The sequence below is a fragment of the Salibacterium halotolerans genome (assembly GCF_900115625.1).
GTDB lineage: Bacteria > Bacillota > Bacilli > Bacillales > Marinococcaceae > Salibacterium > Salibacterium halotolerans.
Window position 1 is genome coordinate 110,111 of sequence record NZ_FOXD01000001.1, and the last position, 15,856, is coordinate 125,966.

The 15,856-nt window shown below is 50.9% G+C and carries 12 protein-coding genes; 10 read left to right on the top strand and 2 right to left on the bottom strand.

Annotated features, from left to right (window positions below; genetic code table 11):
* Positions 1 to 229 precede the first annotated feature (229 nt).
* Entirely contained in the window at positions 230 to 1,435 is a 1,206-nt protein-coding gene (locus BM124_RS00450) for an IS4 family transposase (RefSeq protein WP_093334679.1), read from the bottom strand.
* Between the two features lie 271 nt (positions 1,436 to 1,706).
* Between BM124_RS00450 and BM124_RS00455 the strand changes: the two genes are divergently transcribed.
* The 3 genes from BM124_RS00455 to BM124_RS00460 all read left to right on the top strand — a co-directional run bounded on the left by BM124_RS00455 (position 1,707) and on the right by BM124_RS00460 (position 4,561).
* A complete protein-coding gene (locus BM124_RS00455; RefSeq protein WP_093334680.1) occupies positions 1,707 to 3,137 on the top strand; it encodes a serine hydrolase domain-containing protein in 1,431 nt (476 codons plus the stop codon).
* Positions 3,138 to 3,404: 267 nt separating this feature from the next.
* Complete coding sequence (locus BM124_RS19210; protein ID WP_244504191.1) at positions 3,405 to 3,647, top strand: hypothetical protein; 243 nt, start codon at positions 3,405 to 3,407, stop codon at positions 3,645 to 3,647.
* Positions 3,572 to 4,561 carry an IS4 family transposase gene (locus BM124_RS00460; protein WP_093334681.1) on the top strand — a complete coding sequence of 330 codons (990 nt, stop codon included), beginning with the start codon at positions 3,572 to 3,574 and terminating at the stop codon, positions 4,559 to 4,561. Before BM124_RS19210 ends, BM124_RS00460 begins: the two co-directional genes overlap by 76 nt.
* 508 nt (positions 4,562 to 5,069) lie before the next feature.
* Here BM124_RS00460 and aldA read toward each other — a convergent pair.
* A complete protein-coding gene (gene aldA, locus BM124_RS00465; RefSeq protein ID WP_244504180.1) occupies positions 5,070 to 6,518 on the bottom strand; it encodes an aldehyde dehydrogenase in 1,449 nt (482 codons plus the stop codon).
* Between the two features lie 121 nt (positions 6,519 to 6,639).
* Here aldA and nagZ point away from each other — a divergent pair, with 121 nt between their 5' ends.
* The 7 genes from nagZ to BM124_RS00500 all read left to right on the top strand — a co-directional run bounded on the left by nagZ (position 6,640) and on the right by BM124_RS00500 (position 15,844).
* Positions 6,640 to 7,869 (top strand): beta-N-acetylhexosaminidase, encoded by a 1,230-nt coding sequence (gene nagZ, locus BM124_RS00470; protein ID WP_170840890.1) that lies wholly within the window; start codon positions 6,640 to 6,642, stop codon positions 7,867 to 7,869.
* 153 nt (positions 7,870 to 8,022) lie between these two features.
* Positions 8,023 to 9,573 carry a phytoene desaturase family protein gene (locus BM124_RS00475; RefSeq protein WP_093334684.1) on the top strand — a complete coding sequence of 517 codons (1,551 nt, stop codon included), beginning with the start codon at positions 8,023 to 8,025 and terminating at the stop codon, positions 9,571 to 9,573.
* On the top strand, positions 9,557 to 10,366 hold the full coding sequence (locus tag BM124_RS00480) for a phytoene/squalene synthase family protein (RefSeq protein ID WP_093334685.1): 810 nt from the start codon (positions 9,557 to 9,559) through the stop codon (positions 10,364 to 10,366). Before BM124_RS00475 ends, BM124_RS00480 begins: the two co-directional genes overlap by 17 nt.
* 22 nt (positions 10,367 to 10,388) lie before the next feature.
* On the top strand, positions 10,389 to 11,897 hold the full coding sequence (locus BM124_RS00485; RefSeq protein WP_093334686.1) for a phytoene desaturase family protein: 1,509 nt from the start codon (positions 10,389 to 10,391) through the stop codon (positions 11,895 to 11,897).
* Positions 11,897 to 13,027: a glycosyltransferase family 2 protein gene (locus BM124_RS00490; RefSeq protein WP_093334687.1), complete on the top strand. Its 1,131-nt coding sequence runs from the start codon at positions 11,897 to 11,899 to the stop codon at positions 13,025 to 13,027. The genes BM124_RS00485 and BM124_RS00490 overlap by 1 nt, the downstream gene beginning before the upstream one ends.
* A 15-nt stretch (positions 13,028 to 13,042) precedes the next feature.
* Positions 13,043 to 13,534, top strand: coding sequence for a glycosyl-4,4'-diaponeurosporenoate acyltransferase CrtO family protein (locus tag BM124_RS00495; protein WP_093334688.1), 492 nt, complete (start codon positions 13,043 to 13,045; stop codon positions 13,532 to 13,534).
* Between the two features lie 264 nt (positions 13,535 to 13,798).
* Positions 13,799 to 15,844 (top strand): thioredoxin domain-containing protein, encoded by a 2,046-nt coding sequence (locus BM124_RS00500; protein WP_093334689.1) that lies wholly within the window; start codon positions 13,799 to 13,801, stop codon positions 15,842 to 15,844.
* Positions 15,845 to 15,856 lie beyond the last annotated feature (12 nt).

Genomic DNA, 15,856 nt, shown 5'->3' on the forward strand with positions numbered 1-15,856 from the left:
ACTAGTCTTGCAAATAGCTAACATAAAATACTCTTATTGAGAAATAAAACCTTTTTTCGTTTTCGGTTCTTCTCGAATAGACAGGAAGAGGATAATGATATTCCAATATAGATGGGGTGAAAGTCCATTAATATTGTTTTTTGACATAAGGTTTCGGGCGGAAAATGAAAAAAGGCAGCAGCGTCCAAAAACGCCTAGACCTTCTACCATTTTTTCTAATAACATGCTGTTATGTTAGGATCTTTTTTTGAGGATGCTGCTTCTTTGGGTGTTTCCGGGGTCGTCCTGGTTTGCCTTTTTTCCGCCGTCCTTTGGATGAACGTATTGGTTTCCGTTGGAATTCCTCCATCCATTGGTGCCAGGTCAGAAACCAGTAGTGGCGGATTTTCTTCAGAATATCCCACGTGGTAACTTTTTTTTCGACCTGTGTCTTCATCCATTCGATAAGACTGTAAGCTATGATGGTCGTATAAATTTGAAGGCACACGGCTTCTTGCTTATGGTTGTAGGACCGAACGAGATGGAGATGTTGTTTCAGCCACTTGAAAAATAATTCAATCTTCCACCGGTGCCGGTAGACTTCCGTTACTTCCCAGGCCGTGAGATCCCATCGGTTCGTAAGAACGCGATACTCCCGGTGCTGCTCGTCCTGAAATGCCACAAGGCGCAGCCGGAAGGGTTCTCCCGTTTCGGGATCCGTTATTTCCACCTCGGCATCCAACGGCGCGTTGGGATTATCGGAAGGTTGGTTATACCGGACGACCGGGCATTTCATGTTTTTTTTGATCCGCGCCACAAAAGCAATGTTCTGTTGTTCCCATTGATGATAGCGGTGGTAGTGGATGTAGCCCCGGTCCAGCACATACGTTGTGTCCTGATCCACAATCAAACCGGCGGCTCCTTCCTTATCGGACACCACGGCTGTGGATAACACCAGATCATCCGGATAGCCTGTTTCCTCGTTGAGGACAACATAGCGGAGATGGATTTTCACCGCGTTCTTATCTTTGTTGCAGTACGCCCATTCCCCCGCTTTGTCAGGAAGGCTGATTTCCCTTCCATCTACGACATGGAGCTTTCCAAGGTTCGGAAAAGAAGGCGTACCGCTGTACTGATGATCAAGCTTTTGTAAACACTGCATAGCCAGTTCCTGCAGCGTCGAAACCGATAAGGCTTCCATCTTTCGATAGATGGTGGACCCGTGCACCGTTTCAAGGTTCAGCGCCCGTCGGAGTTCGGGCCTCATCCGGAGATTTTCTTCAATATCCGAGAGCGATTCGTGCTGGCGCAGCTGAGCCTTGATAAGAAGGTCGAGAGCCTGACCGATCAACAGCTTCTTCGCCCCATGATCGTGAAAGGGATTCCGAAAACCAATGCTGTGAATGGAGGAAAGAATATGTTCACAAACCGTTTTTTCTGGTATACTGTTACCCATGGTTTAGTCTCCTTTGTAGAGTTTTTGGGCCTCTACAATAGGAGATTTTTTATGTTTGTACATGCAAAATAACCCACAAATGACACTTGTAGGAAGTTATTTGCAAGACTAGTGTTTACCGGGTCATTTGACGAAATAAATAGTGACGACAATCTTCACCAAAATATCGGTCTGAGGTAGTAGAAAGCCCCATTCTTAAAAACGATGCAGAAGCAACTTTAAATGGTTAAAATGCACCTAAAGGAAATAAAAAGAGAGAAGGGTTTACTTTATGAAACAAGGAACAGGGATTCGTGATTTCGAACGATATTGTGATGAGATTTTGAAAAAGTACAAAATACCTGGTTTTGCAATTGGGTTATCCAAAGATGGTGAGTTGTGTTATGAGAAAGAGTTTGGTTTTCGTGACATTGAAGCAAAGCTTCCCTTATCACCAGATACCGTTTTTGGAGTCGGCTCAATAACGAAGGCACTAACAGCTGTTGCTATTCTTCAGTTACAAGAAAAGGGGAGGCTGAATGTAGATGACCTTGTCATCAAATATTTACCGGAATTTAAGACGCCGAGTGAAGAGCAAACCAAACAAATGACGATTCATCATTTTTTGACACACTCATCAGGCCTGCCACCATTAGCCACGTTAATGGGTGCAGTAAAGAAAAGTATGGAAAAGGATCCAAAATTCGAAGAAGATCAACAGCAAGAGAATCCATTGGATGCGATCCAGGAGATTGATACACATTCGGAGTTAATGGATGCCATTGCAAATGCAGAATTCACACTACTTGGGGCACCGGGAACCGAATTCAGTTATTCAAATGACGCCTATGCCCTTTTAGGTGCCATAATCGAACGCATCAGCGGTATACCGTATGAACAATATGTGCAAGAAAACATTTTAGAGCCTGCCGGTATGCAACATAGTGTTTTTCAATATAAAGAATTGCAGGAATATGAAGATATAGCTGTCTTATACGACATGCGAAATAAAGATAATGGAGATATTATATTTAGATCCAATAATCCTTGTGACGCTCCAGCAATGCGTGCGGCAGGATTTTTAAAGTCGACAGTGAATGACATGCTCAAATTTGCAAATATGATTCGAAATGACGGGGAGGTAGGTCACATACGAGTCCTCTCGCCTGAAAGTGTGGCGTCCATGACAACACCATATATCCAATGTGCCCACGGGACTTACTACGGTTACGGATTAATGATCACTCCAGATTTCTTTGGATATAAGCTCATTCAGCATGGTGGGGATATTAAAGGGGTAACGGCTCAGATGAATATTCTTCCCGAACTCGGGCTAACGGGAATATCGCTTGCAAACTTAGCTGGAGCCCCGTCTTCAAAACTTCTCTTTGGTGCATGTGCCGGTTACTTGGGCAAGCCCATCGATGAATCGCATTTAAACGTTGAGGTTGTTGACTTGGCAATTGAAAGTTTAAAGGAATATGAGGGAACGTTCATATCAGGTGATGGTATGAAAAATGTATTTTATGTAGAAGATGGAAAACTGCATTTAGCAACCGCTGGATTGCTTGATGTCGTGCTTAAGCCAATTGGGGATGACCAATTTTTATTTACCATGAGGGAACTGGATACTACTATTCGTTTTGTGAGAGACGAGAACAAGAACATTCATCGGGTTGAATTTGCATTCAGACAAATTCCAAAGGTGGAGGGAAAAAATTAAAAAAGCGATCTTCAATTATAGGGAGCGTTTGTGGCATAAAGACTGGATTTTAAACGACTTTATTGTTACATTCAGGGGTTATTATTTAGTAATTGTGTAGAAAACTAAACAACCACGTCTGTTGATTTGACATGAATATCCATTAAAAATGTATACAAAAAGAGACATCCTTAGCTAGACTGGAGTTGCGACACAACACATCAGAAAGGATGTCTCTCTTGAACCATCGTATCACATTCCCGAACTTACTCCAAAAACGACATCTCGATGCGCTATGATAGGCTGCAGGAGCTCTTAGAAACCGTCGGTTATATCGATACCGGCCGCAAATTGGATGGGTTCACCCTGCTTCACTATTTAACGAACGCGTCGGCCCATGCTTGGACAGGATACCGCCAAAGTGCTTTGGAAGACCCCGGCATGAACGGCCGGAGGTGGAACATTCCCCGCTTTCTAAAAAAGCGGGGAATGTTCCTTATACGATTTTTAAAAAGCTGTTCCATACGCTGATAGCTATGTGCAATCGGCCCACACGCCTGGCTTTGAACCTTGACAAGGACCTTCTCGTTATCGATGCCACCATGATCACCGTTGGGGAAAACCGGCTCCCCTGGGCGCTTTATCATGGCAAGCGTTCCGGTGTGAAGCTTCATGTGGCCTATACACCTTCTACGGGAATGCCGCTGCAGGTGGAGGAGACCAGGGCTCGAAAACATGACGGTCCCATCGGTCCATCGTTGAATCATAGGGATTCCATCCTTGTCGAAGACCGCGCTTATTTTAAGATCCAGCGCATCGATTCGTTTTTGGCAGAAGAGCAGTCCTTTGTCATCCGGATGAAAGAAAATGTCAAGATTGTCCGGCCGACATCGTTAAAAAACCTGCACAGGGAGGACTCGCGTGTCACCCGGGATATCACCTGCCATCTGGGTTCCGCCCAGGTCCGTTCGAAGCAGCGGCATCGCGTGGTGTTCTTCCGGGATGATTACGGAAATGAAATCCGGGTTGTGACCGATCTTAGAACGGTAGATGCCGATACGATGGCCGCCATCTACCGGGAACACTGGCAGATTGAATCCTTTTTCCGGTGGATCAAGCAGTATTTGAACATACCAACGTTGTTTGGAACGACGCCGAACACCGTATTTAACCAGCTTTATGCAGCCTTGATTACGCATCTCCTGCTGCGTTGGTTATATCAGCGTACCTCCAAAGGAGAAGTGATAGAAACGCTGTCTTTCATCTCCTTCACACGCCATTTTCTAGCTCAAAATCTACCGATCGACTGGCTGAGTGAAATGGCTGCTTCCTTAAAAAGGTGGAGGCAGTCTCACGGGACAAATATGTTAAATGATAAATATTCAATAGGCGTGGATTACAGCAGCTGTTTCGCAGGGCTTTTTTATATGCAAACAAGGAGATAATCATTCGTAGTTATTATTTTGATGTTATGAGAATAGTATGGTATATTGAGGATACAATAAAAGACAGAGGCAGCTGCTAACTGCCCCTGTCTATTGAGCGATGCGAACGGCCCTTCAAAGAGGGCAACAATTTTAACGGGGAATTCAAAACCCCATCCTTATTAGAGTTGCCGCTCTATTTTAAGGATGGGGTTTTACTTTCTGCCTGACACCACGATAAGCAATATTGTCAGCATTATCATGATAAGTTGATAATCAGACATAGCACCACCCCCTTTCTATGGGGAGTGGCTGCTCATCCTTAGAGGGAAATCCCGTTGCATCTATTATCTATGATACCACGAAAATGCTTCTATTTGTTGCCTGCATCCATGATAAAAATGTAACATGAGATCTTCCAACATTGCCTTTTCTCCTTCGACCACTAAAAAAACGTAAGTATGGAACAGCCATACTTACGTTTTTATTCCTTTCCGTTTCTTTTCCGCACGTAGGAACGAAGCCGTTATTACTGGATATCGTCTTTATACTGCATGTACACGACGTGGGTTTCGAGGTGTTCTTCTAGTCCGTGACGGCCGTCGGCGCCGCCGATGCCGGATTGTTTACGGCCGGCGTGGAAGCCTTGGATGGCTTCGAAGTTTTCGCGGTTCACGAAGGTTTCGCCGAATTCAAGGCCGTTGACGGCTTTCATGATTTCGTGCATGTTTTCGCTGAATATCGAAGACGACAGTCCGTATTCGGTGTCGTTGGATTTTTCGATGACTTCGTCCATCGTCTGGAACGTCACAATCGGAAGAACCGGTCCGAAGATTTCCTGCTGGATGACGTTCATGTCCTGCGTCACATTACTAAGCACGGTCGGTTCGAAGTAATAGCCGTCTGTGTTTTCAGCTGGTGTTCTGCCGGTTTCGACGAAGGCGCCGGCTTTCACCGCTTCGTTCACCATGTCGGTGACGCTGTCGAGCTGTTCCTGCCCGACGAGCGGACCGATATCGGCATCGCTGTCCTGCAGCGGATCGCCGTACGTGGCCTGTTTCATTTTCTCTGTGATGCGTTTCGTGAATGCTTCGGCGACGTCTTCATGCACGTAAACGCGTTCTGCGTTGGTGCAGGCTTGTCCGTTATTGATCATGCGGGACTGGTAGATGTTTTCCACTGCGGTGTCAAGGTCGGCGTGCTTGGTCACAATCGCCGGCGCCTTGCCGCCGAGTTCGAGGTTCACTTTGGTCATCGTCTGCGCAGCGGCTTCCATCACAGCGGTGCCGGCCGGTTTGCTTCCGGTCATGGAGACCATGCCGATGTTTTCGTGGCTGGCCAGGGTGCTGCCGACCGAGGAGCCTTTGCCGTAGACAATGTTCAGCACACCGTCCGGGAGACCGATAGAGTGAATCAGTTTCATCATTTCCCCGGCTGTGACTGGTGTGACCTGCGCGGGTTTAATGACGGCGGTGCATCCGGTCAAGAGCGCCGGTGCGACTTTACGGGCAAAAATGAAGATCGGGAAGTTCCAAGGAATGATACCGCCGATGACGCCGATCGGTTTTTTCATAACGAATATATTTTCATTCGAACGGTCACTGTTCAGAATTTCACCTTCGTATTTTCTGGCCCAGCCGGCCATGTACCGGAAGTAGTCGACGGCGGTGTCCACTTCGGCTTCGGACAGGGCGAGGACTTTTCCGTTTTCTTCGGTCAGGGTCCGGGCGAGGTGATCTTTGTTCTGCTCAAACAGGTCGGCGATGCGGCTTAAATACCCGGCGCGTTCGGACGCCGGTGTCTGACTCCAGCTGCCAAAGGCGCTGCGCGCAGCCTGGACCGCCTGCCTGGTTTCCTCCGCCGTACCGGACGGGGTGGTCGCAATCGTCTCTTTCGTTGCGGGGTTTTCGACGGTAATCGTTTCGTTATGCACCGGTGTCACCCAGCTGCCGTTTATATAATGAGTAAAGGTGGTCAATGTTGTACCTCCTGTCTTGTATATCATGATAAAATGGGGTCACTTTCGAAGCAGTACCGAAAACAATCCGGCACGGCCTGTGTTCCACTTGAAAGCCGTGTACAAACATAAGGAGGTCTGCATGAAACAATCACTCTGCCTCATCATTATTGTGACGACTCTTCTTGCGGGGTGTAATCAGAATGCACACCCACCCGCTGAAGAACAGCCTTCCAAAACAAATACAGAACAAAACATGCAGAAAGAAGAACCGGATCCGGTGAAAAGACAACTGGAGAACATGACCTTGGAAGAGAAGGTGACCCAGCTCCTGTATGTCGGGGTGCAGGGTACGTCCTTATCCGACCAGGAAAGATCCATGATCCAGGCGGGAGCAGGTGGTGTTTTTCTTCTTGGAGGCAACGTTGAGAGCGAAGCCCAGCTCACCCGGTATATGAATAACATCAAGGAAACGGATGCCCAGACGGACATTCCTCTTTTTCTCGGCGTGGACGAGGAGGGAGGCCGTGTCAGCCGGATCCCGGATACAATCGAAAATCTTCCGGCGGCAGCCGCTGTCGGACGCTCGGCAGATGAAGAAACGGCGCGTCAGGCGGGACAGCTGCTGGCTGAGAAAGTGAAGCGGTTTGGGTTCAATATGGATTTCGCTCCCGTCTTCGATATCAACAGCAACCCGGATAATCCAGTGATCGGCGACCGCTCGTACGGAACAACCGCGGAACAGGTGTCACGTATCGGCACCGCAGTCATGAAAGGAATAAAAGAAGAGAATGTGATTCCGGTTGTAAAACATTTTCCCGGCCACGGGGATACGTCCACCGATTCGCACGTCCAGCTTCCGGTCGTGGATAAAACCAGACAGGAAGTGGAGAACATGGAACTTCTTCCATTTCAGCAGGCCGTGGAAGAGGGCGCGGATATGGTCATGACCGGGCATCTTCTGTTTCCGGCCGTGGACGAGCAGTATCCGGCGTCGTTGTCCAAAGCGGTGATCACAGGGATGCTGCGGGAACAGCTGCATTTTGACGGTGTGGTGGTGACCGATGATATGACGATGGGAGCCATCACGAACGAGTACGGTATGACTGAAGCTGCCGTGCAGTCGCTGAAAGCCGGCGCGGATATGGTACTGATCGCCGAGGCCGGGAATGGAAGGTTTGAAGAACTGCAGAATGCTCTGCTTCAGGCTGTGAAAGACGGAGATGTAACAAAAGACAGTATCAATAAAAGCGTGACGAGAATCCTGCAGCTGAAACAGGAATCCGGGCTGGAATCCAAGTCCCCGGATGTGATGGAAAAGGCAGAGCTTAACGCCGAAATCAGGAAGTGGAAACAGCAGTTATCCCAATAAAATCCATGCTTGATTTTTCAGCTGTCCGGGTATAGGGCAGAAGTTGTTTTTATAAGATAATGAGATTAAGGCAGATGCTTCTCCCGGTGGTAGAATCGATCCGTCTGCTGTGTTAAATAGCAGACGGATCGATCAGAAGTAGAGGCGGAAATGATGACAAAGACGAAAAACACGATTGTAATAGGTGCGGGCGTGGCGGGACTGGCTTCGGCCATCCGCCTGCAGCACGCGGGGTATCAGGTGTCTCTGTATGAGAAGGAATCGATGCCCGGCGGCAAAATGCACCGCATGGAAAAAGACGGATACCAGTTTGACCTCGGTCCCAGCATTGTAATGATGCCGGAGCTGTACCGGGAAGTGTTTGAGCTTGCCGGCAGAAATCCGGATGATTACATTCCGATGGACAAACTGGAGCCGATGTACACAGCCTTTTTCGGGGAGAACAAGGAAGACAGCTATAATATGTCATCAGATAACGCGGAGCTGATGAAAACCCTCGAGTCCTTCGGGGACGAAGATGCTTCCGGCTTTTTGAAGTACCTGCAGACGATTCATGAACGCTTTCTTACCGCAAAGCATCATTTCATCCAGCGGCCGTTCCGAAGCCCGTGGGAGGTGCTTCACCCTTCTGTCCTCCGGCAGGCGGCGAAACTGCGGACGCTCGTAAGCGCGGATACGTTTGTCGGGAAATTCATCAAAAATAAACGGCTGAAAGAAATGATCAGTTTTCAGACGCTGTATATCGGCGTGTCCCCGTATAACGGTCCTTCCCTTTACACGATGATTCCGATGATTGAACATCTGTACGGCGTCTGGTTCATCAAAGGCGGGATGTATACGATGGCGGCTTCGATGGAGCGGTTGTTTCTGGAACTGGGAGGCGAAGTCCACTACAACAGCCCGGTGGAAGAGATTCTGATTGAGAACCGGCAGGCGTATGGCATCCGCACCGGCGGACAGGATGTTCATGCCGATTATGTGGTATGCAACGCCGATTTTCCCTATGCCATGAAGCATCTGGTGACAGATGAAAAAGCGAAAGGGAAATATACCGACAAAAAAATCGACCGTATGAAATATTCCTGCTCCTGCTTCATTATGTATCTCGGCATGGATAAAAAGTATGAAGGACGCGTGAATGTCCATAACTTTGTATTCGGTAAAGACCTGAAAGAAAACATTGAAGACATTTTCGCCGGCCGGAAACTCGAACATCCGTCGTTCTACGTGCATATCGGTTCGAAAATGGACCCGTCCATGGCGCCGGAAGGTAAAGATGGATTGTATATTCTGATGCCGGTATCGGATCTGTCGACCGCGGATTACGAATGGAACGAAGACACGGTCGCGTACTACCGCTCGCGTATATTTGAAGAGCTTGAGAAAATAGAAGGTTTTGAAAATATGGAAGACCACATCGTGTCGGAAACGCACATGACACCTCCCGATTTTGAATCGAAGTTCCATGCTTACAACGGAGCCTGTTTCGGTCTCCGTCCCAATCTGACGCAGAGTAATCATATGAGGCCGCAGAGTAAGGCGCCTAAATGTGAGAACCTGTATTTCACTGGAAGCAGCACGCATCCGGGAGCCGGTGTACCGATTGTTCTGCTGTCGGCCCGGATCGCTTCGGAAGAGTTGATCGCAGACGATCAGGGAGAACAAGTTCAGAAGCGGGGTGGTGCACATGCCGGAGAAAAATAAAGTAAGCAGCCTGGAGATGGATTATAAATACTGCGAAGATATTATAAGGCAGCACTCTAACAGTTTTTATTATGCTTTTTCCCAGCTTCCAAAAGAGAAAGCGGAGGCGGTTTATGCGGTATATGCCTTCTGCCGCAGGGCCGACGACAGCATCGATACGGCGGCGTCCAAACCGGAGCAGGTCCAGCAGCTGAAGCAGCTTCACCACGAGCTGGTATGGTTTTCGAAAGGAACACCGGTGGACCACCCGATCTGGAACGCGCTGGGGGATGTATTCGAACGCTTTGATATGGAACTGCAGCCCTTTTTTGACCAGTTGTCCGGGCAGCGCATGGATATCGACTTCACAATGCCGGAGACGATGGAGGACGTGGAAGAGTACAGCTATTACGTTGCCGGAACAGTAGGGCTCATGCTGCTGCCCATTCTCGCGATGGACAACGTCCGCTCCCTGAAAAAAGCGGCCATCGACCTTGGCACTGCGATGCAGATTACAAACATTCTGCGGGACGTGGGCGAAGATCTCACGCAGAATAACCGGATTTATCTGCCGCGGCAGGAAATGGAACGAGTGTCTTATGAGCTGACGGATCTGGAGCAGGGCGTTATTAATGACAGCTTCACAGCGATATGGGAAACGATGGCCCAGCGTGCGGAAACACTCTATGACGGGTTTGGACAGTACATTGACTGGTTTGATGAAGACAGCCGGGACCAGGTTCTTCTTTCCGCCAGATTGTACCGGGGGATTCTCGACCGGGTACGCAGCCGGCAGTACAACTGTTTTCAGTGAAGAAGGGAAGAGGTGAACCGGCATGAATGACGATGGAAAAACGGTTATCGTGACGGGAGGCGGTCTGGGCGGACTCTCCGCGGCTGTGTCCTTGGCGCAGAGCGGATATAACGTCACTCTTTATGAACAGAACGACCATCTCGGCGGCAAATTGAACCGCCTGGAACAGGACGGGTTCGGGTTTGACCTCGGACCGTCCCTTTTAACGATGCCGCGTATCTTTGAAGCATTATTTACCGGCGGTAACCGCCGGATGGAAGATTATATACCGACAGTGCGGCTGGAGCGGGAATGGCGGTCGTTTTTTCCGGACGGCACGGTGCTGGATCTGTACGGCGATCTGATGAAAATGCTGGAAGAAAATGAGGCCCTTGAAGAAAAGGATATCGAAGAATACAGAACCTTTCTTTCCTACGCCCGGACCATTTATGACGTAACGGAGAAAGGGTATCTTGACCGCGGCCTGGACACGCTGCCGGAGATTCTCCGTTTTCACGGCTTGAAGGAATCGTGGCACGGGTTTGATTTCTTCTCTACCATGCATGAGGCCATTGCAAAACGCATCAGCCATCCGAAGCTGCGCGATATGATCTCTTACTTTATCAAGTACGTCGGCTCTTCTCCGTACGACGCCCCGGCTGTGCTCAATATGATGGTATACATGCAGCACGCCGAAGGGGCATGGTACGTGCCCGGCGGCATGCATAAGATCGCACAGGGCATCACAGCACTTGCCAAAGAAATCGGCGTGGAGATTCACACCGGGACCGGCGTACGGCGTTTTGTGAAAGAAGAAGGCGGCCGGATTGCGGCGGTCGAACTGGAGGACGGCACCCAGCGCCGTGCCGACTATTTCATTTCGAACCGGGAAGTCATTCCTACGTATGAAATGCTGCTTGGCGAGGACACGTCTTATCTTAGAAAACTGGAGAAAAAATATGAACCATCGAGCTCCGGTCTTGTCCTTCACCTCGGGGTGGATAAGATGTATCCGCAGCTGTCGCATCATAATTTCTTCTTCTCAAATGATGTAAAGGCGCAGATGAATAAAGTGTTCCACCGGCATGAACTGCCGGATGATCCGACGATATATCTTGTGAATGTGAACAAAACCGATCCGTCCCAGGCTCCTAAGGGTCATGAAAATATTAAGGTGCTTCCCCACATTCCGTATATTCAGGATGAACCTTTTTCGGACCGGGATTATGAGTGGTTCCGCGGGCGCGTGCTGGATAAGCTGGAAAATATGGGGCTTGAGGGGCTCCGGGATCATATTGTCACCGAAGACCGCTGGACGCCGCATGACATCGAGCGCATGTACGGGTCGCACCGTGGATCGATTTACGGTACCTTGTCGGATAAGAAAAAAAATAAAGGTTTCAAGCACCCGAAGCAGAGTGACCGCTACGACAATTTGTATTTTGCCGGCGGTACGGTGAATCCGGGCGGCGGCATGCCGATGGTGACCAAAAGCGGCCAGCAGGTCCGTGATTTGATTGTGGAACGGGACCGCGGAGGAAGGAGCAGATAATGCTTACATTTCTTTTTGGAGCGGCAGTGGTGCTGGCTGCAGCTGGTGTGGCAGCCGGCACGTTGATGCTTTGGCGGATACCGGTTCCGGCAGAGACGGGCGGCACCCTGGAGAAAGGCGTGGCGGATGTCACTGTTATTATTCCCGCACGCAACGAAGCACGCCGGATCCGGCCGCTGCTGGAATCGCTGCGGCGGCAGACGGTGCAGCCGCTTGAGATTCTTGTTGTAGATGATGCGTCCACCGACGATACAGCGGCAATTGCGGCTTCGTACGGAGCGGAGGTGCTGCCGAGTAAAGAACTCGAAGATGGCTGGACCGGGAAATCGGCTGCGTGCTGGCTCGGGGCGCAGCGGGCCGCCGGGGAGAGGCTGCTTTTTCTCGATGCGGACACGGTTTTAAGAGAGAAGAACAGCCTGCACCGGATCCGGTCGGCATTTGATGGGAACGGCGGCCGCGGTCTTCTGTCCGTACAGCCGTATCACGTGATGTATGAGGGCTATGAGTATTTGTCCGCCTGGTTTAACGTGATTGTGATGGCGGGCATGAACGTATTCACGCCGCGCGGGACCGCGCTCCGTGAAGCCGGGTCTTTCGGACCGTGCATCATGTGCTCGGGCAGCGATTACTTCGCCGCCGGCGGGCATAAAGGGGTGCGTGAAGCCGTCATGGATGATCTGGAACTTGGCGCCGCGTTCCGCCGCTCGGGGTTCCCCGTTTTCTGTTACGGGGGGCGGGGCATCATTGATTTTCGGATGTATCCGGAAGGCTTTCGTTCCCTCGTCGAAGGATGGACGAAGAACTTCGGCACCGCCTCGCAGGCGACGCATCCTTTTGTGACCGTACTTATCAGCCTGTGGATAAGCGGAGGCATGGCGGGGATGCTGCTTCCCTTCGCAGCAATTCTTTTTCCGCTTCCGGGGTGGACCGCTGTCGCAGCCGCTGCGGTATACGGCGTGTATGTGATTCACACGGCCTGGCTGGCGCGGCGTACCGGAACGTTTCCGCGCTGGATTTTTCTATTCTTCCCGGTGCTGCTTCTCTTTTTCCTCGGGCTGTTTCTCTGGTCGCTGTATCTGACGAATGTCCGCGGCACCGTCACATGGCGCGGACGTAAAATCAACGTGTAAGGAAGGGCTTTGGCTATGCCGCTTGTTGAGCTTCCGCTGTACTGGGTTGTCATCCTCGATATTCTGGCCTGGGGTGTGTTTCATATGGCCGCATCAGCCGGATGTTACTACATGCCCGCGCGCTGGTTCAGTGAGCCTGCCGGTCTGTACCGCATCCGCAATTGGGAGCGCGGCGGACATTTCTGGCAGAAATACTTGCGGGTAAAGAGCTGGAAGCATCTTGTACCGGACGGTGCCGCGATGTTCCAGAACGGCTTCGCCAAGAAACAACTCCAGCAGCAGGACGCCGGTTATCTCGGCGTATTTGTGCTGGAGTCGCGCCGCGCCGAACTGACCCACTGGTTCACCATCCTGCCCTGTGTTTTGTTTTTTCTATGGAACCCGCTCTGGGCAGCATGGCTCAATGTCTTCTACGCACTGACGTTGAATATTCCCATCATCATCCTGCAGCGCACCAACCGCGCCCGCCTCGAACGGGTCACCGCCCGTCGCAAACCAGGCCGCTAACCCCCAAAATGGACCACCGCCTGCCGGATTGTGCACGTTAGAATCGAGCTAAGCGTCACTTTTTGCTTATCGGACTGCGATTTTAAATGTTAGATGCGGGCTAAGCGTCACAATGCACCTGTACCGTCCCCAAAGTGCACGTTAGAAAGCCCCGGCACCGCTCTGCATCCAAGCCTCACACCGAATCCGCATCAAAGGGTTCGGTTTTTTAATTGGAACATATAGGTTACACTTTTAGAAAGAGTGATTGGAAAGGATGTGGTGATGTCGGCAAACCGTTTGATTCATGAACAATCCCCGTACCTGCAGCAGCACGCCCACAACCCCGTGGACTGGTATCCGTGGGGCAAAGAAGCCTTTGAGAAAGCACGGAAAGAAAACAAACCCGTCATGGTATCCATCGGCTACAGCACCTGCCACTGGTGTCACGTAATGGAGCGGGAAAGCTTCGAAGACGAAAGCATCGCCAAACTAATGAACGACCGATTTGTAGCCATTAAAGTCGACCGCGAAGAACGGCCGGACGTCGATGCCATCTACATGACCGCATGCCAGGCCATGACCGGACACGGCGGCTGGCCGCTGAACGTATTCGTCACCCCGGACCAAAAGCCATTCTACGCCGGAACCTACTTCCCAAAAGAAAGCATGCGCGGCATGCCGGGCATGACAGATGTCATCACACAACTCTACGACCGGTACCAGGACGATCCGGAGAAAATTAAAGAAGTGAGCGAACAGATGGCGGAAGTGGTGCAGCCCCAAACCGCCGATCAGGACAGCGTGTTGTCCGAAGAAGCGCTCGCAAAGGGCTTTCACGAGCTCCAGCAGACATTCCATCCCACGTACGGCGGTTTCGGAAACGCGCCGAAATTCCCGACACCGCACGTGCTGATGTATCTCTTCCGGTATTACCGCTGGTCCGGTGACGAGAAGGCGCTCGAGATGGCGCGGACAACACTTGACGGCATGGCGGCAGGGGGCATGTATGATCACATCGGCGGCGGATTCGCCCGTTATTCCGTGGATGAGAAATGGCTCGTGCCGCACTTTGAGAAAATGCTGTATGATAACGCGCTGCTTGCGATCGCTTATACAGAAGGATGGCAGGTGACAGGAGAATCCCGTTTCCGGCAGACGGCCGAAGAAGTGCTGGACTACGTGCTGCGTGGCATGCAGGATGCCAAAGGCGGTTTCTACTCCGGCGAGGATGCGGATTCCGAGGGGGTGGAAGGCAAGTTTTATCTCTGGACCCCCGGCCAGATCAAACAGATCCTGGGTGAGGAAAACGGCTCTCTTTTCTGCGAAGTGTACGATATCACAGAAGATGGCAATTTTGAGGGAGTGAACATTCCGAACCTGATCGGGCAGTCGCCGGAAGCGTTCGCCCGTGGCCATGACCTCGATCCAAAACAGGTGAGGGAGCGGGTGGAGCAGGCGAAACCGTTACTGTTCGAAGCGCGCGAAGAACGGATTCACCCTCATACGGATGACAAAATGCTTACGTCCTGGAACGCGCTGATGACCGCCGCTCTTGCCCGCGCCGGCCGCGCCTTTGATTCGGACCGTTATGCTGACGCGGCGGAGCGTGCGTTTACGTTTATCGAATCGCACCTCGTCCAGGATGGCCGCGTGATGGTCCGGTACCGCGGCGGTGATGTGAAGCATAAAGGATTTATTGATGATTACGCCAATATTCTCTGGGCGCTCCTTGAGCTTTATGAAAGTACGCTGAAGCCGGAGTACCTGACGAAAGCCCGGTATTACGCAGATCAGATGATTGACTTGTTCTGGGACGAGGAGAACGGCGGTTTTTACTTCTACGGTTCGGACGCGGAGGAATTGCTGGCGCGGCCGAAAGAATCGTTTGACGGCGCGATGCCGTCCGGAAACAGTACCGCTGTCCGCGAACTGCTGCGGCTTGCCCGTTTCACTGGAGAAATGGCTTATGAAGAAAAAGTGCGCAGCTCCCAGGATGCGTTCGCCCGCGAGTTGACGGAGATTCCCGGGGCGCACCTGCACTTTTTGCAAAGTTACCTGCTGCTGTGCAGTGATATGAAAGAAGTGGTGGTGCTCACCGGCGGCGACGAAGATGCCCGTACTGTAACAAACGCTCTGCAGCAGCGGTTTTACCCGGAAGTGACGTATCTGATTCACGACGATTCAGGCGCCCTGGCAGAAGCCGCGCCGTTTGCATCTTTGTACCATAAAGTCGAAGGAAAAACAACCGTCTACGTGTGCCGGAATTTTTCCTGCCAACAGCCGGTGACACAGGCAGCGGAGGCCCTTCGGATGCTGGATGACTCATAAAGGAAGGACTTG

Coding starts and splice junctions, on each gene's coding strand:
- BM124_RS00480 (WP_093334685.1), top strand. CDS start 9,557: ATGCCGGAGAAAAATAAAGTAAGCAGCCTGGAGATGGATTATAAATAC.
- BM124_RS00500 (WP_093334689.1), top strand. CDS start 13,799: ATGTCGGCAAACCGTTTGATTCATGAACAATCCCCGTACCTGCAGCAG.
- nagZ (WP_170840890.1), top strand. CDS start 6,640: ATGAAACAATCACTCTGCCTCATCATTATTGTGACGACTCTTCTTGCG.
- BM124_RS00450 (WP_093334679.1), bottom strand. CDS start 1,435: ATGGGTAACAGTATACCAGAAAAAACGGTTTGTGAACATATTCTTTCC.
- BM124_RS00495 (WP_093334688.1), top strand. CDS start 13,043: ATGCCGCTTGTTGAGCTTCCGCTGTACTGGGTTGTCATCCTCGATATT.
- BM124_RS00475 (WP_093334684.1), top strand. CDS start 8,023: ATGACAAAGACGAAAAACACGATTGTAATAGGTGCGGGCGTGGCGGGA.
- BM124_RS19210 (WP_244504191.1), top strand. CDS start 3,405: ATGCGCTATGATAGGCTGCAGGAGCTCTTAGAAACCGTCGGTTATATC.
- BM124_RS00490 (WP_093334687.1), top strand. CDS start 11,897: ATGCTTACATTTCTTTTTGGAGCGGCAGTGGTGCTGGCTGCAGCTGGT.
- BM124_RS00455 (WP_093334680.1), top strand. CDS start 1,707: ATGAAACAAGGAACAGGGATTCGTGATTTCGAACGATATTGTGATGAG.
- BM124_RS00485 (WP_093334686.1), top strand. CDS start 10,389: ATGAATGACGATGGAAAAACGGTTATCGTGACGGGAGGCGGTCTGGGC.